Raw genomic sequence first — 22,518 nt, forward strand, 5'->3', positions numbered from 1 at the left:
GTCGGACGACGCGCGGAAAAAGGCGTTGTCGTCCGCGCGCGGGTGCCCCTAGAGTCAGGATCACCACGGCGCGGCCACTCCGGTCCGCGCGGACGCGCACGAGAGGGGGGCGGAACGGTGGACACCACCACGAACACCACGCAGATCGCGACGACGCAGATCTCGCCGATCGCCGTCGCCACCGTCCGCGTCTCCGTCCCGGCCCTCGCCTGCCCCGCGTGGGAACCCAGCCACGCGTCCACCCCGGTCACGACCAAGGGTGGAGTGCGCCTGCTCCCGGCGATGGTCGGGCGTCTGCGCATCGATGACGCGGGTGCCTACGGCGCCCCCTCCTTCCCGTCTGCGGGACCCTCAGCCTCGAGTCCACCGGTCTAGCTCCAGACCGGCAGCCTCCTGGCCGCGGATCCCGACACCTCGGGTCCGCGGCCATTCTGCGTTCGTGGGCTCTTCGACGCCGAACCACCACCGCCGGAGAAACAGTTGACCACCCAGCCCACGACCCGCCGGACCCGACCGAGCACCCGCACCACCGGAACCACCGGACGAGAGAAGGAGGTGAGCGGCGTGACCCGCCGCCCCACGCCGGACCCGCTGCCCTGCCGCCGCTTCGACTCCGAGCTGTGGTTCGCCGAGAAGCCCGAGGACGTCGAGCTCGCCAAGTCGCTGTGCCAGGAGTGCCCGCTCGCGAACGCCTGCCTCGCAGGTGCTCTCGAGCGCGCCGAGCCCTGGGGCGTCTGGGGCGGGCAGCTCGTGCTCGCCGGGGTCGTCGTCCCCCGCAAGCGTCCGCGCGGACGCCCCCGCCAGCACCCCGTCGCCGCCTGAGCGGACGGGGACACCACGTGAGAGCACCAGGAGTCGCCATGTCGTACGTCGAGGAACACCTGCTCCGGGAACGGTTGGCCACCGCCCACCGCGACGCCGCCCGCATCCGCGCCGCCCGCGCGCTGCGGGCCCGCCGGCGGGCCGAGGTCGCCGCCCGGCGCGCGCTCGTGCTCGCGGTCCGCGCCGACCGCGCGGCCGAGCTCACCGGGGACGTCACCGTGCCCGAGCGCGCTCTCCTCCTCACCTGAGGAGCGCCTCACGGGACCGGCAGGTCCACGCACCCGCACGCCGGGTGCGGCCGCCACCAGCGGTACCGCACCCGGCCCTCGGGCAGCAGCAGCTCCAGCGTCGCGCCGACGGCGGTGGCCCGGCCCCCGTCGAGGTGGGCCAGGACCTGCAGCGCGACCAGACCGGCCAGCACCCCGGCGGTGGCCGCGTCGGTCGGGCGGCGCGGCCCGTCCACCAGGGCCGTGCGCACGTCGGGCCACAGGGGGTCGGCGTCGGTGCGCCACCGGTCCAGGCACCGCAGGCACGCCGAGCGCCCGGGGAGCACGAGCGGGCCCACCAGCGCGTCGGTGTCGCGCAGCACCACCGACAGGTGCGGCACGCCGTCGGCCTGCACCCCGTCCAGGACCACCGGGTCGGCCGCGTGCTCGGCGACGAGCACGAGCAGGTCGGCGGGGCGCTGGGAGGGGGTCGTGCCCGGCAGCGGCCGGTCGCACACGAGCCGGCCCACCCCGGCCGCGGCCAGCAGCGGGACGAGGGCGTCGACGACGGCGCTCGACCCGGCCACGGCCACGGCCGCCCGTTCTCGGCCGCGTGCGCGGACCGCCGGGGCGGGGCCGGCCGGGTCGTAGACCGCCCAGGCCAGGACCTCGTCGGTCAGCCCGTCCGCCCCGGTCCCGCCCGGTGGGCCGATCCCGTCCTCACCGGTGTGCAGCACCGCCGTCCGGGGCGAGGCCCCCACCTGCACGAGCCCGTCGGGACGCCGCACGACGGGCACCCCGGCGGGGACGGGTGGGCTGCGGCGGGTGGGGGCGGGGGCACGCTCGGGCACGCGGCCACTGTGCCGCAGCCGTCCCGCCGGCCCCGGCGCTCGTCCACAGGGGCGCTCGTCCACAGGGGCGCCCGTCCACAGGGGCGCCCGGACCGGGGAGGGGCTCAGCCGGCCTTGCCGAGGATGCGGTTGAGGTTGGTCCCGCACACCGGGCACGTGCCCTTCGCCATCCGCCGGCCGTTGGTCTCCACGACCTGACCCTCCGCCTCGCGCTTGTCCTTGCACTTGACGCAGTAGAACTCCCCGCTCCAGGTGTCGCTCACGGGCCCTCCTCGGTGTCGGCTGGTCGTCGGCTGGTCGTCGGCCCAGCACCCGGGTGGGCCGGGCCGTTGTCGGCATGGTGCCCCGTGCGGGGGCGCGGGGCGCGTCGGGGCGGGTGCGCCCGTGCGGCCCGGGTCGTCGGTCACGGCCGGTGTCGTGTTGATCACGACGGGGCCCGCGGCGGGGTGCGCAGGGTAACCTGCCGGAGGTGAGGGCTCACCAGGACGGTGCAGCGGTCCTCGGCGCGGCCTCCGCCGGTGTGGACGGCTCCGTGGCCGAGGTCCCGCACCCTGCTCTCGACCCCACCCTCGGGGACGCGGCGGTGCTGGACCTGCGCGACGTCGACGTCCGCCGCAGCCGGCGCCGCACCCGCACGGTCTCGGCCTACCGCGACGGCGACCGCACGGTCGTGCTCATCCCGGCCCGGTTCAGCTCCGTGGAGGAGCGCGAGTGGGTCGAGCGGATGGTCAGCCGGCTCGAGGCCGCCGACCGGCGCCGCAACCCCCTGGACGGGGACCTGCTGGAGCGGGCGCGGGACCTGTCCCGCCGCCACCTCGACGGTCTGGCCCGGCCCCGGTCGGTGACGTGGGTCGACAACCAGCACCACCGGTGGGGCTCGTGCACACCGGCCGACGCGAGCATCCGGCTGTCCAGCCGGTTGCAGGGGATGCCCAGCTGGGTCCTGGACTACGTCCTCCTGCACGAGCTGGCCCACCTGCTCGTCCCGACGCACTCACCCCAGTTCTGGGGGCTGCTGGAGTCCTACCCCCGGACCGAGCGCGCCCGCGGGTTCCTCGCCGGCATCGACCACGCGACCGGGCACGAGGGCCCCGGCCACCACGACCGGGACGACGAGGGCGACGGGACCGCGGAACCGGCCGACGTCGAGGACCTCGGGGACGTCGAGGACGTGACGGGCCCGGCCGGCGGCGCGGTGGGGGCGGACCGGGTCGCCCCCGACGTCCTGCCCACCACCGGCTGAGCCGGGGGGCTCAGTCCCCCCGCTGCCCGTCGTCGCTGCCGTCGCCACCGCCGTCGCCACCGCCGTCGCCGCCGTCGAGCAGCTCGCGCAGCGCGGCGTCCATGTCGTCCTCGCCCTGCTCCCCGTCGCGGGGGGCCGCCCCCTCCAGGCGCCGGTCCACGAAGCGGGTCGCGGCGGCGGCGTCGTCGAGGTCGTCGGCCACGGGCAGCAGGTCCGGGTGGTCCCAGACCGCGTCCCGCGCGCTGCGGCCGCCACGGGCCAGCAGCTGCTCCCACAGGGCGCCGGCCTCGCGGGCGCGGCGCGGGCGCAGTTCCAGCCCGACGAGGACGGCGAACGCGTGCTCGGCCGGCCCGCCGGTGGCGCGCCGGCGGCGCAGGGTCTCGCGCAGCGCGTCGGCGTGCGGCAGGACGTTCCGGGCCGCCTCGTCGGTGACGTGGTCGACCCAGCCCTCCACGAGCGCCAGCGCGGTCTCGAGCCGGGCCAGGGCGGCCTTCTGCTCCGGGCTGCTCTCCGGCTCGAAGATGCCCGACTGCATGGCCTCCTGCAGCGACTCCGGGTTGGAGGGGTCCACCTGCCGGGCGGCCTCGGCGATCCGGTCGGTGTCCACGGAGATGCCGCGGGCGAAGGACTCCACCGAGCCCAGCAGGTGCGAGCGCAGCCACGGCACGTGGGCGAACAGGCGCTGGTGGGCGGTCTCGCGCAGGGCGAGGTAGCGGCGGACCTCGTCGATCGGGACCTCGAGGCCGTCGGCGAAGGCGCGCACGTTCTCCGGCAGCAGCGCGGCCCGGCCGGTGGGGGACAGCGGCAGCCCGACGTCCGTGGTCGAGAGCACCTCACCGGCGAGCTGGCCGACGGCCTGCCCGACCTGCATCCCGAAGACCCCGCCGCCGACCTGGCGGAGCATGGCCCCGGCCGAGCCGAGCATCGCGGCCATCTCCGGCGGGGCCTGGGAGGCCATCGCCTCGCCCATGGCCGAGGCCACGTTCGTGGCGATCGGCTCCACGAGCTGGCGCCACACCGGCATCGTCTTCTCGACCCACTCCGCGCGGCTCCACGCCTCCAGCGACGTCGCCGCCTGGGCGAGGTCGGTGACCCCGTCGAGCCACAGGTCGGCCACCCGCAGGGCGTCGTCGACCTCGCGGCGGTCCACCGCGTGCGGAGTGGGGTCGCCCTTGGCGGCCGCGGCCTGGCGCGCCAGGTCGTGCGCGACGTCCCAGTTCACCGGGGCGTCGGAGGGGGTGGACAGGAACTTCTGCAGCTGGGACAGGATCTGGCCCATCATCGCGGGGTCGAACCCGGCCTCGCCGAAGCCCGGGATGCCCTGCGGCAGCCCACCGGGGAAGCCACCCGGGAAGCCACCGGGGAGACCACCGCCGGCACCGCCCGGACCACCGGGGAACTGGCCGCCGAAGAGGGGACCGAGGAGCTCCTCCAGGGGGTTGGCCGGCCCGCCGGAGTCGCCGCTGCGCGGTTCCGGCTCCCTGCCGGGCGTGCCGGAGGGGCGGAACCCGGGCTGACCGCCGCGTTCCTCCTGCCCGCCGGACTGCCCGCCGGAGCCCTCCTGGCCGTCCTCGGGACGCTCGCGCCCGTCGTCCGGTTCCTCGCCCGGCGTCACGTCGTCTCGCTGGCCCACCGTGTCCTCCGCTCCTCGACCTGCGGGTCCATCATGGCCTCCCGCCCCTGACCCGACGAGCGGCGGGGGCCACCCGTTCCGCCGGCGGGGCCGGTTCGGCCGTGGGCGAACGAGCCCCACCGGCCACCGCCCCGCCTCCCACCGCACGTCCAGGCGCCGACCGTAGAGTGCCCCGGTGGCGAGCGACCCGGTCCCGGACCCCGCGGGGGCCACCCCCGAGCACCCGCCCACCCCCCGGGACGGTCCCGGTGGCCCCGAGCGGGCGGTCGCGATGGGCGCGAGCAGCACCCTGCTGTCGGTGTCGGCCTTCGCCGCCGTCGCGCTCGCGGCGGTCTTCGGGATCGTGCACGCCCCGTACGTGGCCCTGAGCCCGGGGCCGGTGACCGACGTCGTGGGCAGCCCGTCGGGGGGTGCGGGGCTGGTGGAGATCTCCGGTGCGCCCACCTACCCCACCGAGGGCCGGCTGGACCTGACGACGGTCTCGCTGCGCGGGGGGCCCGGGCTGGAGATGGGGCTGGGGGAGACGCTGCTGGACTGGCTCGACCCGACGGTCACCGTGGTCCCGCGCGACCTGTACTTCCCGCCGGAGCAGTCCCGGCAGGAAGCCGACGCCCGGTCGGCCGCGGAGATGACCGGCTCGCAGACCAACGCCAAGGTCGCGGCCCTGACCGAGCTGGGCATCGACGTGCCGAGCACGACCACGACCCGGGTCGAGGAGGTCGACGGCTCGGTCCCGGCCGCGCGGGTGCTGCGGCCGGGGGACGTGATCACGAGCGTCGACGGCCGCGACGTCCCGGACTTCCCGGCGCTGCAGGCCGCGGTCCGCGCGCTGCCGGCCGGCGCGCAGGTCCGCCTCGGCCTCACCCGCGGCGGTGAGCCCCGCACGGTGACGACGCGGACGGTCTCGGCGAACGGGACGACCCTGCTGGGGATCTCCCCGCACGTCGACTACGACTTCCCCTTCGCCATCGACATCGCGATCGACGACGTGGGCGGGCCGAGCGCGGGCACGATGTTCGCCCTGGCCATCGTCGACGAGCTGACCCCGGGGGCGATGACGGGCGGTCAGCACGTCGCTGGCACCGGCGCCATCGCCGCCGACGGCACGGTGCTGCAGATCGGCGGCCTGCGGCAGAAGGTCATCGGCGCCCACGAGGCCGGGGCGCGCTGGTTCCTGGCCCCGCGCGCGGAGTGCGCGCAGGTCGCGGGGGTCACGCCCCCGGGGATCACGGTCGTGCCGGTCTCGACGCTGCACGAGGCGCGCTCGGCCGTCGAGGCGATCGGGGCGGGCCGGGGGGCCACGCTGCCGACGTGCGAGGCCCCCTGACCGGAGCGCCTCAGTCGCGCAGGGTGGCCGCCAGCGCCCCCACGAGGCCGGGGACGAGGTCGGCGCCCGTGGCGACCTCCCCGTCGGAGTCCTTCGAGCGCGACCGCACGGCGCACTCGTGCCGGCCGTCGCGCAGGACGCCGACGGCGATCCGCACGTCCTCGGCCAGCGGGTGCGCGGCCAGCGCACGGGCCCGGCCCTCCTCGTCGTCGCTGGAGGTGGCGGCGCGGACCTCGGCCTCGGCGTCCGGCGGCACGAGGATCTTCTCCACGACCAGCGCGGCCCCGTCCACGCCCGCGGGCCAGGCCAGCTGCCCGAGCAGCTCGTCGAGGTCCTCCAGGGCCGGCACCCCCTCCTGCTCCACCGAGGTCAGGTGGTCGGGGTCGGCGCGGGCCTCCTCCAGGACGTTCGGCGGCAGCCGCCGGGCCAGGCCCGGGTCGCGCTCGAGGGCGTCGGCCGTGCGCACCAGGGCGAACAGGCGCAGCGGCGCCCCCCAGCCGTCCGCCGCCACGTGGCGCTCGATCTCGGCGACCGTCCGCCACAGCCCGGAGGGCCGGGGGGACACGGGGGTGGAGGGAGGGCTGACGTCGGGACTCACGGCCCCGATCGTCCCACGGCCGCCCCGGTGGGCACCGACCGCGAGCGTCAGGTGACGATCAGGTCACGATCGGGCGCGCGCGCTCGACGTGGGGCACCCGGACGGGTGCTTGTAAGTTGCCTGCTCGTGAGCTTTCCCCCACGCCGTCCGTCCCGGCCGGTGCTCCGGCGCCGTCGCCGGGGTGCCGCCCTGCCCACCGTGCTCATCCTCCTCGCGCTGGTCGTGGCGGTGGTGGTGGGCACCCGCGTCACGGCCGACGTGTGGTGGTTCGACCAACTCGGCTTCCTGTCCACCTTCACGACCAAGCTGTGGCTGCAGCTCGCCCTGTTCGTCGTCGGGGGCCTCCTGCTCGCCGCGGCGGTCGGGGTCTCGCTGACGGTCGGGTACCGCAGCCGCCCGGTCTACGCCCCGCTGTCCACCGAGCAGGCCGGCCTCGACCGCTACCGCGAGTCCCTGGAACCGCTGCGCCGCGTCGTGGTCGTCGGGCTGTCGGCGGCGGCGGGGCTGTTCGGCGGGTCGGTGGCGATGAGCAACTGGGAAACCCTGCTGCTGTGGGTGAACCGGACGAGCTTCGGCGCGACCGACGAGCAGTTCGGCATCGACCAGGGCTTCTACGTCTTCACCCTGCCGTGGCTGGGTTTCCTCGTGAGCTTCCTCACCGCCGCGGTGGTGCTGGGGGGCATCGCCGCGCTGGCGGCGCACTACCTCTACGGCGGGTTGCGCCTGTCCGGCAGCGGGCAGCGCACGACGCGCGCCGCGCGCATCCACCTGGCCTCCCTGGCCGCCGCGTTCCTGCTGCTGCGGGCCGTGGGGTACTGGCTGGACCGCTACGAGACGCTCGTGAGCCCCTCGGGCCACGTCACCGGCGTCGTGGGTCCGACGTACACCGTCGCCCACGCCGTCCTGCCCGCCAAGGCGATCCTGGCGATCATCGCCGTCGTCGTGGCGCTGCTGTTCGTCGCCGCGGCCGCGGGGGTGTCCTGGCGGCTGCCGGCGATCGGCACCGGGCTGCTCGTCGTGAGCGCCGTGGCCATCGGCGGGATCTACCCGTGGGCGGTGCAGCGCTTCCAGGTCACCCCGAACCGGCAGGCGTTGGAGGCCGAGTACGTCGGCAAGAACATCGATGCGACGCGCGACGCCTACGACCTCGCCGACGTGGACGTGCAGTCCTACGAGGCCGACACCACGGCCGAGTCCGGCCAGCTCAGCCAGGACGCCCAGACGATCCCCAGCGTCCGGCTGCTCGACCCCTCGGTCGTGGCGCCGGCGTTCCAGCAGACCCAGGGCCAGCGCGGGTACTACCGGTTCCCCGACATCCTCGACGTGGACCGGTACCCCACGGGCCCGGACGGCGCCTCGCAGGACGCCGTCGTGGCCGCCCGTGAGCTGAACCTCGCGGGTCTGGCCCCCAACCAGCGGACGTGGGTCAACGAGCACACGCTCTACACCCACGGCTACGGCGTCGTCGTCGCCCGCGGCAACGACCGCGCGCCCGACGGCAGCCCCAGCTACCTGGAGTCCAACGTCCCCACGTCGGGCGTCATCGACCTCGAGCAGCCCCGCATCTACTTCGGCGAGGGCACCACCGACTACTCCATCGTCGGCGGCCGGGACAACGAGATCGACTACCCGGACGGGTCCCCGGGCGGGTTCGCCACGACCCAGTACGACGGCTCCGGCGGGGTCGACGTCGGGAACATCGGCAAGAAGCTCGTCTACGCGCTGAAGTTCGGCGACCAGAACATCCTGCTGTCGAGCTCGGTGAACCCCGAGTCGAAGATCCTCTACGACCGCACGCCGCGCGAGCGCGTCGAGAAGGTCGCCCCGTGGCTGACGATGGACGGGGACGCCTACCCCTCGGTCGTCGACGGCCGGGTCGTGTGGATCCTCGACGGGTACACCACCTCGGCGTCCTACCCGTACGCGGCGCAGACCGAGCTCGGTGAGGCCACGGCCGACCGCCTCACCCAGACCCAGGGCAGCAGCGTCCAGGCGCTGCAGGACCGCACCGTGAACTACGTCCGCAACTCGGTGAAGGCCACGGTCGACGCCTACTCCGGCGAGGTGACCCTCTACGAGTGGGACCAGTCCGACCCCGTGCTCAAGGCGTGGATGAAGGCGTTCCCGGGGGCCGTGCAGCCGCTGGCCGACATCGACGCCTCGCTCATGGCGCACCTGCGCTACCCCCAGGACATGTTCAAGGTCCAGCGCGAGGTGCTCTCCAGCTACCACGTCACCGACCCGGCCTCCTTCCTCACCGGCCAGGACTTCTGGAACGTGCCGGCCGACCCCACCGTGGCCGAGACGCCGAACCAGGCGCGCGCCGCGCAGCCGCCGTACTACCTGACCCTGCGGATGCCCGGCCAGGACACGGCCCAGTTCAGCCTCACCACGACGTACGTGCCGGCCTCGAACCAGAACAACTCCGGCACCCAGGTGCTGCGCGGGTTCGCGGCCGTGGACTCCGACGCCGGGTCGACGGCGGGGGAGAAGCGCGAGGACTACGGCACGATCCGGCTGCTGGAACTGCCGCAGTCCACGACCGTCAACGGCCCGGTGCAGATCCAGAACAACATCCGCTCCGACACGGCCGTCGCCGACCAGGTCCGGCTGCTGAGCGTCGGCGGGGGGTCCGAGGTCATCTACGGGAACCTGCTGTCGCTGCCCGTCGGCGGCGGGATGCTGTACGTCGAACCCATCTACGCCCGCAGCACGGGGGACAACTCCTTCCCGCGCCTGAGCCGGGTCGTGGCGGTGTTCGGGGACAACATCGCGATCGCCAACACCCTCGACGAGGCCCTGGACGAGGTCTTCGGCGGGGACGCCGGGGCCGTGGCCGGGGACGCCGGCAGCGGCGGGCCCGACGGCTCGGGCGGTACGCCCACGCAGACGCCCACGCAGACGCCCACGCAGACGCCCACCGACGGGGCGGCGCCCCCGGCGGCCGGGTCGGCGCAGCAGCAGCTGCAGCAGGCCCTGAACGACGCGCGGCAGGCCATCGACGACTCGGCGTCGGCGCTGTCCGACGGGGACTTCGCCGCCTACGGCGAGGCCCAGGACCGCCTGCGCACGGCCGTCGACGCCGCGACCAGCGCCGAGGCCCGGCTGGAGGACGCCCAGGTGCCCGAGCCGACCTCGGACCCGGCGGCCGGCAGCGCCCCGCCCACCGGCGGGGACGCCCCGACGGGGACGCCGACGCCCTGACGACCGGGGGACGGGAGGCTGCGATTTGGTCTCCCGTCCACCGGGGCGTAAAGTGGTGCTCACGACGCGGGGTGGAGCAGTTCGGTAGCTCGCTGGGCTCATAACCCAGAGGTCGCAGGTTCAAATCCTGTCCCCGCTACGCAGAAGGCGAAGGCCCGGACCACACGGTCCGGGCCTTCGTCGTTCCCGGGGTCGGGGGGGGCTCGTCCGGCAGCGCGTGCGAGGCGCTGCAGTGCAGCCGATTTGCCTCGACCGGCACCGGCGCGTAGTGTTCATCTCACCGACGCGGGGTGGAGCAGCTCGGTAGCTCGCTGGGCTCATAACCCAGAGGTCGCAGGTTCAAATCCTGTCCCCGCTACGCAGAAGGCGAAGGCCCGGACCACACGGTCCGGGCCTTCGTCGTTCCCGGGAGTTCCCGCGGGGCGCGTGCCCGGGGAAACCGCCTGCGCGAGCACCGGGTGCCGTGGTCAGCTGGAGCGTGATCCTCACCCTGACGGCCCGGCGGCCAGCGTCCGGGGTCCCCGCGGGGGACCTCGGGTTCCTGCTGCACAAGCACCCCGACCGCGTCCACGTCGCCGAGCACGGCGCCGTGACCACGCACGTCCTGGCGCCGGTCAGCACCCCGCAGGAGCACCAGGTCGCGGTCGTGCTCGACGTCGACCCGGTCGCCCTGGTGCGGGCGGGGACGGGCGCCCTGGCGGGGGACCACGTGAACGACCGGCCCTACGCCGCCTCCAGCCTGCTGTCCGTCGCCCTCGGGCGGGTGTTCGCCACGGCCCTCGCGGGCCGCTGCACCGCCCGGCCCGAGCTCGTCGACGTGCGCTGGCCGCTGCAGGTCCACCTGCCCGCCGTGCCGTGCGCGGGCGAGCGCGGGGCCGGCGGGGCCGAGCTCGTGCGCCGGCTCTTCGGCCCGCTCGGCTGGACGGTCGAGGCCACCGCGGTGCCGCTCGACGAGACGGTCCCCTCGTGGGGCGACTCGCCGTACCTGGACCTGGAGCTGAGCGGGGAGCTGCGCCTGGCCGACGCCCTGGCCCAGCTCTACGTCCTGCTGCCCGTCCTCGACGACGCCAAGCACTACTGGGTCGGGCAGGCCGAGGTCGAGAAGCTGCTGCGCCGCGGCGGGTCCTGGCTCGCCGCCCACCCCGAGCGGGACCTCATCACGCGGCGCTACCTGCGCTACTCCCGGCCCCTGGTCGCCGACGCCCTGGACCGGCTGCGCGAGGCCGAGGGGGCCGACCCGGAGGCGGCGCAGGAGGCGGAGACGACCACGGCGTCGACGCCGCTCGCCGTCCAGCGCCGCGAGGCCGTGCTGGCCGTCCTGCGCGAGGTGGGCGCGGCCCGCGTCGCCGACCTGGGCTGCGGGCAGGGGCAGCTCCTGGCCGCCCTGCTCACCGACGCCCGGTTCACCGCCCTCACCGGCACGGACGTGTCGGTGCGGGCGCTGCAGCAGACCGCCCGCCGCCTGCACCTGGACGAACGCCACGACGAGCGGGTCACGCTGTTCCAGAGCTCGCTGACCTACCGCGACGAGCGGCTGCGCGGGTACGACGCCGCCGTGCTGACCGAGGTCGTCGAGCACGTCGACCCGCCTCGGCTGCCCGCCCTGGAACGCGTGGTGTTCGGGGAGGCGGCCCCCACCCACGTCCTCGTCACCACCCCGAACGCGGAGTACAACGTGCACTACCCCTCGCTGGGCGAGAACGGCTTCCGCCACCCCGACCACCGGTTCGAGTGGACCCGCGCGCAGTTCGCCGACTGGGCCGGGCGCGTCGGGCAGCGGTACGGCTACGCGGTCCGGTTCCTCGGGGTCGGCGAGACCGATCCCGTGACCGGGGCCCCGACCCAGCTCGCGGTCTTCTCCCGCACCGACGCCGAGGTGGCGGCATGAGCGAGGTCACCGTCCCCGAGCTGAGCCTCGTCGTCCTCGTCGGGACCAGCGGATCGGGCAAGTCGACGTTCGCGCGCGCGCACTTCGCCCCGACGGAGGTCCTGTCCAGCGACGTCTGCCGCGGCCTGGTCGCCGACGACGAGAACGACCAGTCCGCCACCGCCGACGCGTTCGACGTGCTCGGGTACATCGCCGGCAAGCGGCTGGCCGCCGGCCGGCTCACGGTCGTGGACGCGACCAACGTGCAGCCGTCTGCGCGCCGCTCCCTGGTGGAGCTGGCCCGGGCCCACGACGTCCTGCCGGTCGCGGTCGTCCTCGACGTGCCGCTGGACGTCTGCGCGGCCCGCAACGCCGAGCGCACCGACCGCACGTTCGGCGCGCACGTCCTGCGCCGCCAGCGCGCGGACCTGCAGCGCGGGCTGAAGAACCTGCAGCGCGAGGGGTTCCGCGTCGTCCACGTGCTGCGCGGGCTCGAGGAGGTGCAGGCCGCGAGGATCGTCCGGACGCGGCTGTTCACCGACCTGCGCTCCGAGACGGGGCCGTTCGACGTGATCGGCGACGTCCACGGCTGCCGGGAGGAACTCACCGACCTGCTCACCGGGCTCGGCTACCGGCTCGTGCACGACGAGCAGGGCCGGGCCGTGGACGCCGTGCCGCCGGCCGGGCGCACGGCCGTGTTCGTCGGCGACCTCGTCGACCGCGGCCCGGACACCCCCGGTGTCCTGCGCCTGGTCATGGGCATGCAGGCCGCCGGCCACGCCCTCGTCGTGCCGGGCAACCACGAGGACAAGCTGCTGCGCGCGTTGCGGGGCCGGCAGGTGCAGGTCAGCCACGGCCTCGCGGAGTCGCTGGAGCAGTTGGCCGCCGAACCGGAGGGGTTCCGCGCCGAGGTCGAACGGTTCCTCGACGGCCTCGTCTCGCACTACGTCCTGGACGGGGGCCGGCTCGTCGTCGCCCACGCCGGGCTGCTCGAGCGCTACCAGGGCCGCGCCTCGCGCCGGGTGCGGGCGTTCTGCCTGTACGGGCAGACGACGGGGGAGACCGACGAGTTCGGGCTGCCCGTGCGGTACCCGTGGGCGCAGGACTACCGCGGCGCGGCGACCGTCGTCTACGGGCACACGCCCGTCCCGGTCCCGGAGTGGGTCAACGGGACGATCTGCGTCGACACCGGGTGCGTCTTCGGCGGGCACCTCACGGCGCTGCGCTGGCCCGAGCGCGAGCTCGTCGCCGTCCCCGCCCGCGCGGTGCACCACGAACCGGCGCGTCCCTTCCCGCCCTCGGAGACTCCTTCGGAGACTGCGGGGAACCCCGCGCGGGCGGTCGTGCGCGACCCCGACGTCCTCGACGTCACCGACGTGCTCGGCAAGCGCGTCGTGGAGACCGCCGACCACGGCCGCGTCACCGTCCGGGAGGAGAACGCCGCCGCGGCCCTGGAGGTCGTCTCGCGCTTCGCCGTCGACCCCCGCTGGCTGCTGCACCTGCCGCCGACGACCGCGCCCGTCGCGACCTCGCGCCGGCAGGGTTTCCTGGAGCACCCCGACGAGGCGTTCGCCGCCTACGCCGCCGACGGGGTGGGCGAGGTGCTGTGCGAGGAGAAGCACATGGGGTCCCGGGCCCTGGCGCTCGTCTGCCGGGACGAGCGGACGGCCCGGGAGCGCTTCGGCGCCCCCGGGGACGCACTGGGGGCGGTGTGGACCCGCACCGGCCGCAGCTTCTTCGACCCGGCCACGACGGACGTGCTCGTGGCGGAGGTCCGCGCGGCCCTGGAACGCGCCGGGGTGTTCGACGAGCTCGGCGACTGGGTCCTGCTCGACGGGGAACTGCTGCCGTGGGACGCCAAGGCCCGGGAGCTGTTGCGCGGCCGCTTCGCCGCCGTGGGCGCGGCCGGGCGGGCGGCCCTGCCGGTGGCCGTCGACGTCCTTGAGCGCGCCGCCGGTCGCGGGCTCGACGTCGCGGACCTGCTGTCGCGCACCCGGTCCCGGGCCGGGAACGTCGAACGGTTCACCGAGGCCTACCGGCGCTACTGCTGGCCCACCGACGGCCTCGACGGGGTCCGGTTCGCCCCCTTCGCGGTGCCCGCCGCGAGCAGCGCGACGTTCGCCGACCGCCCGCACGACTGGCACCTGGCGCTCGCCGACCGCCTCGTCGCCGCCTCCGGCCGGTTCACCGCCACGCGCCGCCTGCGGGTGGACGTCACCGACCCGGCCTCCTGCGCGGCCGGGGTGGCGTGGTGGGAGGAACTCACCGCGGCCGGTGGGGAGGGGATGGTCGTCAAACCCCGGGCGAACCGGGTGCGGACCGCGAAGGGCCTGGTCCAGCCCGCGCTGAAGGTCCGCGGCCCGGAGTACCTGCGCCTGGTCTACGGCCCGGACTACGCGACCCCGCAGCACCTGGAGCGGTTGCGGCAGCGGAACCTGGGCCGCAAGCGGTCCCTGGCGCTGCGCGAGCACGCCCTCGGCCTGGAGGGCCTGGACCGCGCGGTGCGGGGCGAACCGCTGTGGCGGGTGCACGAGTGCGTCGTCGGGGTCCTGGCGCTGGAGTCCGAACCCGTCGACCCCCGGCTCTGAGCCGGGGTCCCGGGGTCCGCACGGACCCCGGGACCCCGCACCGGGAACCCGCTCAGCCCCGGGGCGCGGTGAGCAGGGGTTCGACGAGCCCGCGCAGCACGGCCGGGCCACCGAGGGTCAGCACCGACTCGGGGTGGAACTGGATGCCGGCGAAACCCCGTCCGCGGACGGCGACGACCTCCTCGCCCGGGCCCGTGGCGACCTCGACGCCCTCGCCCGCGAGCCGGGCGGCGGCCGCCCCGTCGAGCCGGGCGGTGAAGGAGTTGTAGAACCCGACGGTCACCGGGGTGCCGAACAGGTCCACCTCCAGCTGCGTGCCCTGGTGCGGGGCGTCCTTGCGGCGCAACGGCAGACCCAGCGTCCCGGACAGGAGCTGGTGGCCCAGGCAGACCCCCAGCAGGGGGTTTCCCCCGGAGCGCGCGGCGGCCGACAGGTCCCGGGCCAGGCCCTGCAACCGGGCGATGCGCGGGTCCGAGGCGTCCTCGGGGTCACCGGGGCCGGGGCCGAGCAGGACGAGCCCGTCGTGGGCGGCCAGCGCGCCGTCCAGGCCCGGGTCGTCGTAGCGCAGGACGCGCGAGCGCAACCCGGCCGCGGCCAGCAGGTGCACGAGCATCGCGGTGAACGTGTCCTCGGCGTCGACGACGAGGGCCTCACCCAGGACCGGCCCGGCGGGGGCGGCCTGCGGTTCCAGCCAGAACGTCGCCAGCCGGTCGCGCCGGGAGGCCAGCAGCGTCGCGATCCGCGGGTCCGAGGCCAGCGGGACCCGCCGCACCGGGGCGCCGTCGGTGCCCGTGCGCGGCGGCAGCGGCGGCAGCGCGCCCAGGGCCCGCAGGACCCCGGCGGCCTTGGCGTGCGTCTCGGCCACCTCGCCCTCGGGGGTCGAACCCCGCACGAGGGTCGCGCCGACCGAGACGCGGACGCTCGCGGACGGTCCCTGGGCGCGGACGTCGGCCGAGCGGATGAGGATGGGCGAGTCCAGGGTCTGCGCGCCCTCCCCGTCGTGGCCGAGCAGGGCCAGGGCCCCGGCGTAGTAGGCGCGGCCCGAGGGTTCGAAACGACGGATGACGCGGCACGCGCTCTGCACCGGGCTGCCCGTCACCGTGGCGGCGAACATGGTCTGCCGCAGCACCTCCCGCGCGTCCAGCGTCGACTGCCCACGCAGTTCGAACTCGGTGTGGGCGAGGTTGGCCATCTCGCGCAGGTACGGCCCGTGCACGACACCGCCCAGGTCCCCGACCGAGCACATCATCTTCAGCTCCTCGTCGACGACCATGAACAGCTCCTCCACCTCCTTGGGGTCGGTGAGGAACTCCACGAGGCCGTCGGGGTCCGGGCCGGCGGCGGGGTAGCGGTACGTGCCGGAGATCGGGTTCATGACGACCTCGCCGCGGGCCATCCGCACGTGCACCTCCGGGGAGGCGCCGACGAGGGTGCGCGAGGACCCCTCGGCGGCGTCGGGGTCGGAGGGGACGTGGACGACGAACGTCCAGTACGCGCCCTGCTCGGCGACGAGCAACCGGCGGAACAGGCTGAGCGCGGTCCGCGCGGAGAACCCGTCGATGACCCCGTCGACGTCGCGGCGGATGACGAAGTTCGCCCCGTTGCCCTCGGCGATCTCGGTGTCGATGATGCGGCGCACCACGTCGGCGTAGTCCTCGTCGGACAGGTCGGGCGCGACGTCGCGCAGGGCCACCTCGTCGTCGGGCAGGACGCGCAGCGCGTCCTCCAGGGCGAGGTCGGCGGCCGACTCGACGCGCAGCACCTGCAGCGGGGTGCCGTCGTCGTGGACCTCGAAACCTCGTTCGCGCAGCTGCCGGAACGGCACGAGCGCGAGGGCGTCGCGCCCGACGTGCTCGGCCGCCGGGCGCAGCGGGACGTCGGCGAGGGTCTCCACGACCTCGACCGGGCCGCGCAGCACCTCCACCGGGCCGGGCAGCCCGGTGCGCGGGTCCAGGCGGCGCAGCAGGGCGAACGGCCCGGCGCCGGGGGAGGTCAGCTCCGCGACGAGCGCGTCGGGTGTCTGGGCGGGTGTCATGGGTTCTCCTCGAGGGGCTGGGGGAGCCGTCCGTCGAGGGGCGTCCGCTGTCCGGCCTCTCGACGAGGGCGGCCACCGGGACGGGGGAGCGTCAGGCGACCGCCGACACCCACCACCACGCACCGCTGCGCAGGGCGCGGGCGGTTCCCCGGCGGGGAGCGGTGGTGGTCACGGGGCACACCCTAGCGGTACGGCTCCGGCGTGGACCGGTGCGGATTGGCGCGGACCCGGGGAGCCGGCGCGACGGGCCGCCCAGACCAGCACCTGGGGTGAGCGAGGAGCTACGGGCAGTTCCCCAACCGGCCATCGGGGTGAGCTCTTCCCGCAGACGGGTGAAGGGATCTCACGTTCCGTCGTCCACGCCGTCGGTCCCGTCCATCCTCATGGAGCCCTCAACCACTGACCGATGGAGACAACTTCCGTGCTGAACCGCAAGGCGCGCCGTGCCACGCGGGCCGGGCTGGCCGTCGCCGCCCTCGCCACCACCTTGATCGTCACCCCGATGCAGGCCGCCTCCGCAGCGCCGGCCCAGTCGTCGCGGCCGTGGATGAACACCCGCCTGAGCGCGGACGAGCGCGCCGCGCTCGTCCTGGCGCGGATGACGCTGGACCAGAAGACGAACCTGCTGATCCAGACCGGCGGGCCCGGTGTGCCCGAGCTCGGCATCCCCGCCATCCGCGGGCGGGACGCCTCCAACGGCCTGACCACCGCCGGGGTGCCGACCACGGCGCTGCCCGACGGGATGGCGCTGGCGTCCTCCTTCGACGACGAGCTGGCGCGCCGGTACGGTGCGGTCGCCGGCGCCGAGACGCGCGCCACCGGCTACAACTCCGCCGCGGCTCCCACCATCGACCTGGCCCGCTCCCCGTGGAACGGGCGGCAGTGGGAGGGGACCGGGGAGGACCCGCTGCTCAGCGGCCGCCTGGGCAGCGCGCAGGTGCAGGGCATCCAGTCCCAGCAGGTGCAGGCCGAGGTCAAGCACTACACCGTCTACAACCAGGAGACCCGTCGCGGTCACGTGGACTCCCAGGTGGACGAGCGGACCCTGCAGGAGGTCTACACCCGCCCCTGGGAGAAGGTCGTCACCGAGTCCGACCCCGCGTCGGTGATGTGCTCGTTCAACAAGGTCGAGACCGAGCACGCCTGCGGCAACGCCACGCTGCTCAACGACGTCCTCAAGGGCCAGTTGGGCTTCAAGGGCTACGTCTCCTCCGACTTCAACGCCGCGCACTCCTTCGACGACTACGCCGCGGGGCTGGACACCTCCGGGGAGGACCTCGTCTTCTCCGGCGACAACCTCGAACGAGCCGTCCTGGCCGGGCGCGTCAGCGTCCAGCGCGTCGACGAGTCCGCCCGGCGGGTCCTGCGGGCCATGTTCGCCACCGGTGTCATCGACAACCCCCCGGCCGGTTCCCTCACCACCCCGCAGCCGGCGTCGAAGCCCGTCCCCGCGGCGATGCTCTCCCAGAACGACCAGGTCGCCACCACCAGCGGCAACGAGGGCATCGTCCTGCTGAAGAACGACCGCGCCCAGCTGCCGCTGAGCACCTCCTCGGCCCGGTCCATCGCGGTGATCGGCTCCGACGCCGACCACTACATCACCGGCGGCGGCAGCGCCGCGGTGCGCGACCCCGCGCGGCTGACCACCATCCTCGACGGCATCACCGCCCGCGCCGGCTCCGGCGCCACGGTGCAGTACGCCCCGGGCACCGACCCGGTCTCCACCGCCGACACCCTGCCCGGCCCGGCCCCGGTGCCCTCCAGCGTCCTGAGCGACGTCACCGCCCAGTACCGCCTGGGCGCGGGGAACTTCTCCTCCCCGGCGTTCATCTCCCGTCCCGAGGCGCAGATCAACCTGCGCACCGGTCTGGCCAACGACGTCATCAACACCTCCCAGGTCCCCGGCCTCGGCTTCCCGCTGGTCACCTCCCCCATGACCGGGCGCTGGACGGCCACCCTGACCGCGCCGGCCACGGGCACCTACGGGCTGTCGGTCTCGCACCTGGGCAGCGCGAAGCTGTACCTGGATGACCGGCTGGTCGTCGACGACGCCGGTGCCACCTACGGCACCCAGACCCAGGACGTCACCCTCACCGCCGGGCAGGAGGTCCAGGTCCGCATCGACTACAGCACCGACGCCCCCCACCAGTTCGACGGTTCCCTCAACGACCAGCCCGGCGCCATGCTGCGCTTCGGCTGGACCCCGCCGGCCGGGACCCTCTCCCCGGCCATCCAGCAGGCGGTCGACCTGGCGAAGAAGTCCGACGTGGCCGTGGTCGTCGCCCGCGACTACACCGGTGAGGCCGCCGACCGCGGCACCCTGACCCTGCCGCAGGACCAGGACGCCCTCATCAGCGCGGTGGCCGCGGCCAACCCGCGCACCGTGGTCGTCCTCGCCACCTCCGGCGCGGTCACCATGCCGTGGCTGAACTCCGTCCCGGCCGTCGTCGAGGCCTGGTACGGCGGGCAGCAGCAGGGGAAGACCGTGGCCTCGGTCCTCTTCGGTGACGTGAACCCCTCCGGCAAGCTGCCGGTCACGTTCCCGGCCGACGAGCAGCAGCCCGTCGCGATCGGCGTGCGCAACACGTTCAGCGACGTCGCCACCGTGAACCCGACCACCCGGTACGACGACGGCATCGACGTCGGCTACCGCGGGTACGCCGAGAAGGGCCTCACCCCCCTGTTCCCGTTCGGGCACGGGCTGTCCTACACCACCTTCGGCTACGACAAGCTGCAGACCAAGCAGCTGAACACCCGGTCGGCCAAGGACACCGCGCAGGTCAAGTTCCAGCTGACCAACACCGGCCGGCGTGCCGGCACGGAGGTCGTCCAGGTCTACGTCGGCACGCTGCCCACCGCCGTGGACACCCCGGCCAGGGCGTTGGCCGGTTACGCCCGCGTCACGCTCGAGCCGGGCCGGAAGTCGATGGTGAGCGTCGACCTCGACCTGCGCTCCCTGCAGTACTGGGACACCACCAGCCACTCCTGGGTCACCCCCACCGGCCGGGTCCCGGTCTACGTCGGGACCTCCGCGACCAGCGCCCAGCTGAGCGGCACCCTGACCGTCCGGTGAGCTGAGTCCCCCCGGACGGGGCGGGGTGGGGGCGGTGCTCAGCCGCCGTCCCCACCCCGCCCCGTCCCCGTCCCGTGTGAAGATGAGGAGTGCAGGAGAACGTGCGGCGCCGTCTGAACGTCCTGGTCGCGATCGTCCTGGTCGTGGTCCCGGTCACCGTCCTCGGACCGCGGTCCGCACCGGCCCCCGGCACCGTCCCGGCGTCGTCCGCCGGATCCCCCGGATCCGCCGAACCGCCTGCGGTGCAACCGGTCACGACGCCGAAGAAGGGTGTGGCGGCCACCGGGGACGCCGCCGTCCCCGACCGCCTCGCCGCGCTCGGGGTCAGCTGGTACTACGACTGGTCCGACGGTGGCGGCGGGCCGGACGGGGCGCAGTACGTCCCCATGGTGTGGGGTTCGGCCGAGGCCGCCGACCCCGCACGCATCGCCGCCCTGACCACCGGCGCGCAGCAGGGGCGCTACGACTCCCTGCTCGGCTTCAACGAGCCCGACAAGACCGACCAGTCCAACGTCACCCCCGAGCAGGCGCTGCAGCTGTGGCCGGCGCTGGAGTCCACCGGTCTGCGCCTGGGCAGCCCCGCCCCCGCCGACTACCGGGACGGCTGGCTGGACACCTTCATGCGCGGTGCCGCCGACCGGGGTCTGCGGGTGGACTTCATCGCGCTGCACTACTACCCCGACTTCACCGACCCGCACGCCGTCGACGGGCTGGTCACCATGGTCGAGGACGTCTGGCGCACGTGGCACCGCCCGGTCTGGATCACCGAGATCGGCGCGATCGACGTCTCGGCGTGGGGGCTGGGCCCGCTGCACACCGCGCCCAGCGACGCGCTGGCCGACTCCTTCATGCAGCGCGCCGCGCAGGCGCTGGAGAGCTCGGCCGCCGTGGAGCGCTACGCCTGGTTCGTCGCCGACTCCCAGGACCCGAGCTGCCGGTGGACCACCCTGTACGGCGCCGACGGCAACCTCAGCGTCCACGGGGCCACCTACGCCCGCCTCGCCCCCGCCGGTGGTGAGGGCGCAGGCCGCGGGCCGGCCAGGTCCAGGAGGGTGCTGAACCCCCTGGTGGGCACGTTCCGCATCGTCGACGGGGACACCCACCTCGCGCTGCACGCCGCCGCCGAGCCCTACGACGGGACCGGGGCGGCGACCCGCGTGGTGACCTCCCCGGAGTCGTGGGGAGGCGCGGAGCAGCAGTGGTCCTTCTTCCCCGCCGGGGACGGCCACTACTGGATCACCAGCCTGGGCCGGGGTGACGCCGTGCTCCAGGCCACCGCCTCGACGCGCCCGGACGCGCCGCAGGTGCACGACGTGGTCCTGACCCCCCGCTCCTGGGACACCGACGAGCAGCGGTGGTCGATCACCCCGACGGGCGGGGGCGGTCACCTCATCACGAACGTGGCCCACGGCGTGGTGCTGAGCGTGGGCACCGACCGCTACGGGGCCTCCGGCGCCTCCACCGCCGTGGCCGTGCCCGGCGCCGGGGGTGAGCAGCCCCGGGGGTGGCACCTGGAGCCCGTCTGACCCCCGGTGCGGGGACGCGACGGTGCACCGCGGTGGCCCCGGCCCGGTGCGCGCCGGCCCGCGGCGGTCACTACGGTGCCGGGTGTGAGCCAGAGCGCAGACCAGCCCGGACGACAGCCCGACGCGACCGACCGCCCGACGATCTTCGTGGTCTACGGGGCCACCGGTGACCTGTCCCGCCGGCTGGTCTCGCCCGCGTTCTTCGAACTGGCCCGCCTCGGCCGGCTGCCGCGGCGGTGGCGCCTGATCGGCAGCGGCCGCGGGGAGAAGTCGCACGAGGAGTTCCGCGGGTTCCTGCACGAGGCGCTGGAGGAGTTCGGCCCCCAGCCCTCCGACGGCCCGTGGGAGGAGTTCGCGCAGAACCTGCTCTTCGCCGGCGGCGGGTTCACCGCCGAGGACCCGGGGGAGCTGCTCGACGTCGTCGGCCGGGCCCGGGCCGACCTGGACGACGGGACGGGGGACGACGCGCAGGTCGTGCACTACCTGGCGATCCCGCCGGGGGCGTTCCTGGAGACGACGAAGGCGATCCAGGCCCACGGCCTCGTCGAGGGGTCCCGCGTCGTCTACGAGAAGCCGTACGGCACGTCGCTGGAGACGTTCGAGGAACTCGACGCGCAGGTGCAGCGCGTCTTCGACGAGGAACAGGTGTTCCGGATCGACCACTTCCTCGCGTTCGAGGCGCAGCAGGACGTCATCCACGCCCGGTTCGCGAACCCGTGGCTGGCCTCGATCTGGAACGCCGAGCACGTCGCGCAGGTCCAGGTCGACATCGCCGAGACCCTCGACGTGGCCCAGCGCGCGAGCTTCTACGACGCCACCGGCGCGTTCCTCGACATGATCGTCACCCACCTGTTCCAGATGGCCGCGACCGTCGCGATGGAACCGCCCGCCGACCTCGGCCCGGGGGCGTTGCAGGCCGCCAGGGACGCTGCGCTGCAGGACTTCCGCGAACTCGACCCGTCCGAGGTCGTCCTGGGGCAGTTCGAGGGGTACACGGACATCGAGGGGGTCCCGGAGGACTCCACGACGGACACCCTGGCCGCCGCGCGGGTCTGGGTGGACAACGACCGCTGGCGCGGGGTGCCGTTCCTGCTGCGCTCGGGCAAGAAGATGGCCGCCGACGCCCAGCGCGTCACCCTCGTCCTGCGCGAACCCGCCGACGGTCCCTACGCGGGTCAGGACGTGGAACCCTCGACGATCAGCTTCTCGCTGCTGGAGGGCGGGGCGTTCGACGTGGCCGTGACGGTCCGCCGCCCCGGCGTGGCCGGGGGGCTGGCGCAGGGCACCGCGACCCTGCCGCTGGACTCCTTCGAGGGCAGCGGCCCGGCGCTGCCGTACGTCCACCTCATCGAGCACGTCCTCACCGGCGACCGGTCGCTGTTCACCGGCGTGGAGGGGCTGCGGGCCGCGTGGACGTGCATCGAGCGGTTCTCGCAGGACCGCCCGGCGGTGCAGCCCTACGCCCCCGGCACGTGGGGGCCGGAGGCGGTCGACGAGCTCGCCGCGCCGGGGCAGTGGTTCCTGCGCTGAGCCCGGTGGGGGATG

The 22,518-nt window shown here is 74.9% G+C and carries 15 protein-coding genes and 2 tRNA genes; 12 read left to right on the forward strand and 5 right to left on the reverse strand.

The features are described from left to right. Positions 1-555 precede the first annotated feature (555 nt). On the forward strand, positions 556-822 hold the full coding sequence (locus tag AB2L27_RS07970; RefSeq protein WP_370440939.1) for a WhiB family transcriptional regulator: 267 nt from the start codon (positions 556-558) through the stop codon (positions 820-822). 38 nt (positions 823-860) lie between these two features. After that, a complete protein-coding gene (locus AB2L27_RS07975; RefSeq protein ID WP_370440940.1) occupies positions 861-1,070 on the forward strand; it encodes a hypothetical protein in 210 nt (69 codons plus the stop codon). Between the two features lie 8 nt (positions 1,071-1,078). On the opposite strand, the gene AB2L27_RS07980 is transcribed toward AB2L27_RS07975, so the two are convergent. Together AB2L27_RS07980 and AB2L27_RS07985 are read right to left on the reverse strand one after the other, a co-directional pair. Next, positions 1,079-1,879, reverse strand: coding sequence for a hypothetical protein (locus tag AB2L27_RS07980; protein WP_370440941.1), 801 nt, complete (start codon positions 1,877-1,879; stop codon positions 1,079-1,081). Between the two features lie 104 nt (positions 1,880-1,983). Beyond that, on the reverse strand, positions 1,984-2,142 hold the full coding sequence (locus AB2L27_RS07985) for a DUF5679 domain-containing protein (protein WP_370440942.1): 159 nt from the start codon (positions 2,140-2,142) through the stop codon (positions 1,984-1,986). 320 nt (positions 2,143-2,462) lie between these two features. Here AB2L27_RS07985 and AB2L27_RS07990 point away from each other — a divergent pair, with 320 nt between their 5' ends. Beyond that, positions 2,463-3,122, forward strand: coding sequence for a M48 metallopeptidase family protein (locus AB2L27_RS07990; protein ID WP_370440988.1), 660 nt, complete (start codon positions 2,463-2,465; stop codon positions 3,120-3,122). Between the two features lie 10 nt (positions 3,123-3,132). On the opposite strand, the gene AB2L27_RS07995 is transcribed toward AB2L27_RS07990, so the two are convergent. Next, a complete protein-coding gene (locus AB2L27_RS07995; RefSeq protein WP_370440943.1) occupies positions 3,133-4,755 on the reverse strand; it encodes a zinc-dependent metalloprotease in 1,623 nt (540 codons plus the stop codon). A 175-nt stretch (positions 4,756-4,930) separates the two neighbouring features. Here AB2L27_RS07995 and AB2L27_RS08000 point away from each other — a divergent pair, with 175 nt between their 5' ends. After that, positions 4,931-6,082, forward strand: a complete 1,152-nt coding sequence (locus AB2L27_RS08000; protein ID WP_370440944.1) for a YlbL family protein — start codon at positions 4,931-4,933, stop codon at positions 6,080-6,082. Positions 6,083-6,092: 10 nt separating this feature from the next. Here AB2L27_RS08000 and AB2L27_RS08005 read toward each other — a convergent pair whose 3' ends face one another. Next, positions 6,093-6,680 (reverse strand): PPA1309 family protein, encoded by a 588-nt coding sequence (locus tag AB2L27_RS08005; protein ID WP_370440945.1) that lies wholly within the window; start codon positions 6,678-6,680, stop codon positions 6,093-6,095. 126 nt (positions 6,681-6,806) lie between these two features. On the opposite strand from AB2L27_RS08005, the gene AB2L27_RS08010 reads away from it, so the two are divergent. The 5 genes from AB2L27_RS08010 (at position 6,807) to AB2L27_RS08030 (ending at position 14,339) form a co-directional block, all read left to right on the forward strand. Next, positions 6,807-9,884 (forward strand): UPF0182 family membrane protein, encoded by a 3,078-nt coding sequence (locus AB2L27_RS08010; RefSeq protein ID WP_370440946.1) that lies wholly within the window; start codon positions 6,807-6,809, stop codon positions 9,882-9,884. A gap of 65 nt (positions 9,885-9,949) precedes the next feature. Continuing rightward, positions 9,950-10,023 (forward strand) — tRNA-Met (locus tag AB2L27_RS08015). A gap of 145 nt (positions 10,024-10,168) precedes the next feature. Further along, positions 10,169-10,242, forward strand: a tRNA-Met gene (locus AB2L27_RS08020). A gap of 105 nt (positions 10,243-10,347) precedes the next feature. Next, positions 10,348-11,772: a 3' terminal RNA ribose 2'-O-methyltransferase Hen1 gene (locus AB2L27_RS08025; RefSeq protein ID WP_370440947.1), complete on the forward strand. Its 1,425-nt coding sequence runs from the start codon at positions 10,348-10,350 to the stop codon at positions 11,770-11,772. Then, entirely contained in the window at positions 11,769-14,339 is a 2,571-nt protein-coding gene (locus AB2L27_RS08030) for a polynucleotide kinase-phosphatase (protein ID WP_370440948.1), read from the forward strand. Before AB2L27_RS08025 ends, AB2L27_RS08030 begins: the two co-directional genes overlap by 4 nt. Before the next feature lie 52 nt (positions 14,340-14,391). Here the strand turns inward: AB2L27_RS08030 and AB2L27_RS08035 are convergent, their stop codons facing one another. Continuing rightward, positions 14,392-16,374: an anthranilate synthase family protein gene (locus AB2L27_RS08035; RefSeq protein ID WP_370440949.1), complete on the reverse strand. Its 1,983-nt coding sequence runs from the start codon at positions 16,372-16,374 to the stop codon at positions 14,392-14,394. Positions 16,375-16,780: 406 nt separating this feature from the next. Between AB2L27_RS08035 and AB2L27_RS08040 the strand changes: the two genes are divergently transcribed. From AB2L27_RS08040 to AB2L27_RS08050, 3 genes are all read left to right on the forward strand, one after another. Next, positions 16,781-19,447 (forward strand): beta-glucosidase, encoded by a 2,667-nt coding sequence (locus tag AB2L27_RS08040; RefSeq protein ID WP_370440950.1) that lies wholly within the window; start codon positions 16,781-16,783, stop codon positions 19,445-19,447. Positions 19,448-19,536: 89 nt separating this feature from the next. Next, positions 19,537-20,973: a glycosyl hydrolase gene (locus AB2L27_RS08045; protein ID WP_370440951.1), complete on the forward strand. Its 1,437-nt coding sequence runs from the start codon at positions 19,537-19,539 to the stop codon at positions 20,971-20,973. An 84-nt stretch (positions 20,974-21,057) separates the two neighbouring features. Next, entirely contained in the window at positions 21,058-22,503 is a 1,446-nt protein-coding gene (locus tag AB2L27_RS08050) for a glucose-6-phosphate dehydrogenase (RefSeq protein WP_370440952.1), read from the forward strand. Positions 22,504-22,518: the final 15 nt, after the last annotated feature.

Origin of the sequence: Kineococcus halophytocola (assembly GCF_041276425.1) — a bacterium.
GTDB classification, from domain to species: domain Bacteria; phylum Actinomycetota; class Actinomycetes; order Actinomycetales; family Kineococcaceae; genus Kineococcus; species Kineococcus halophytocola.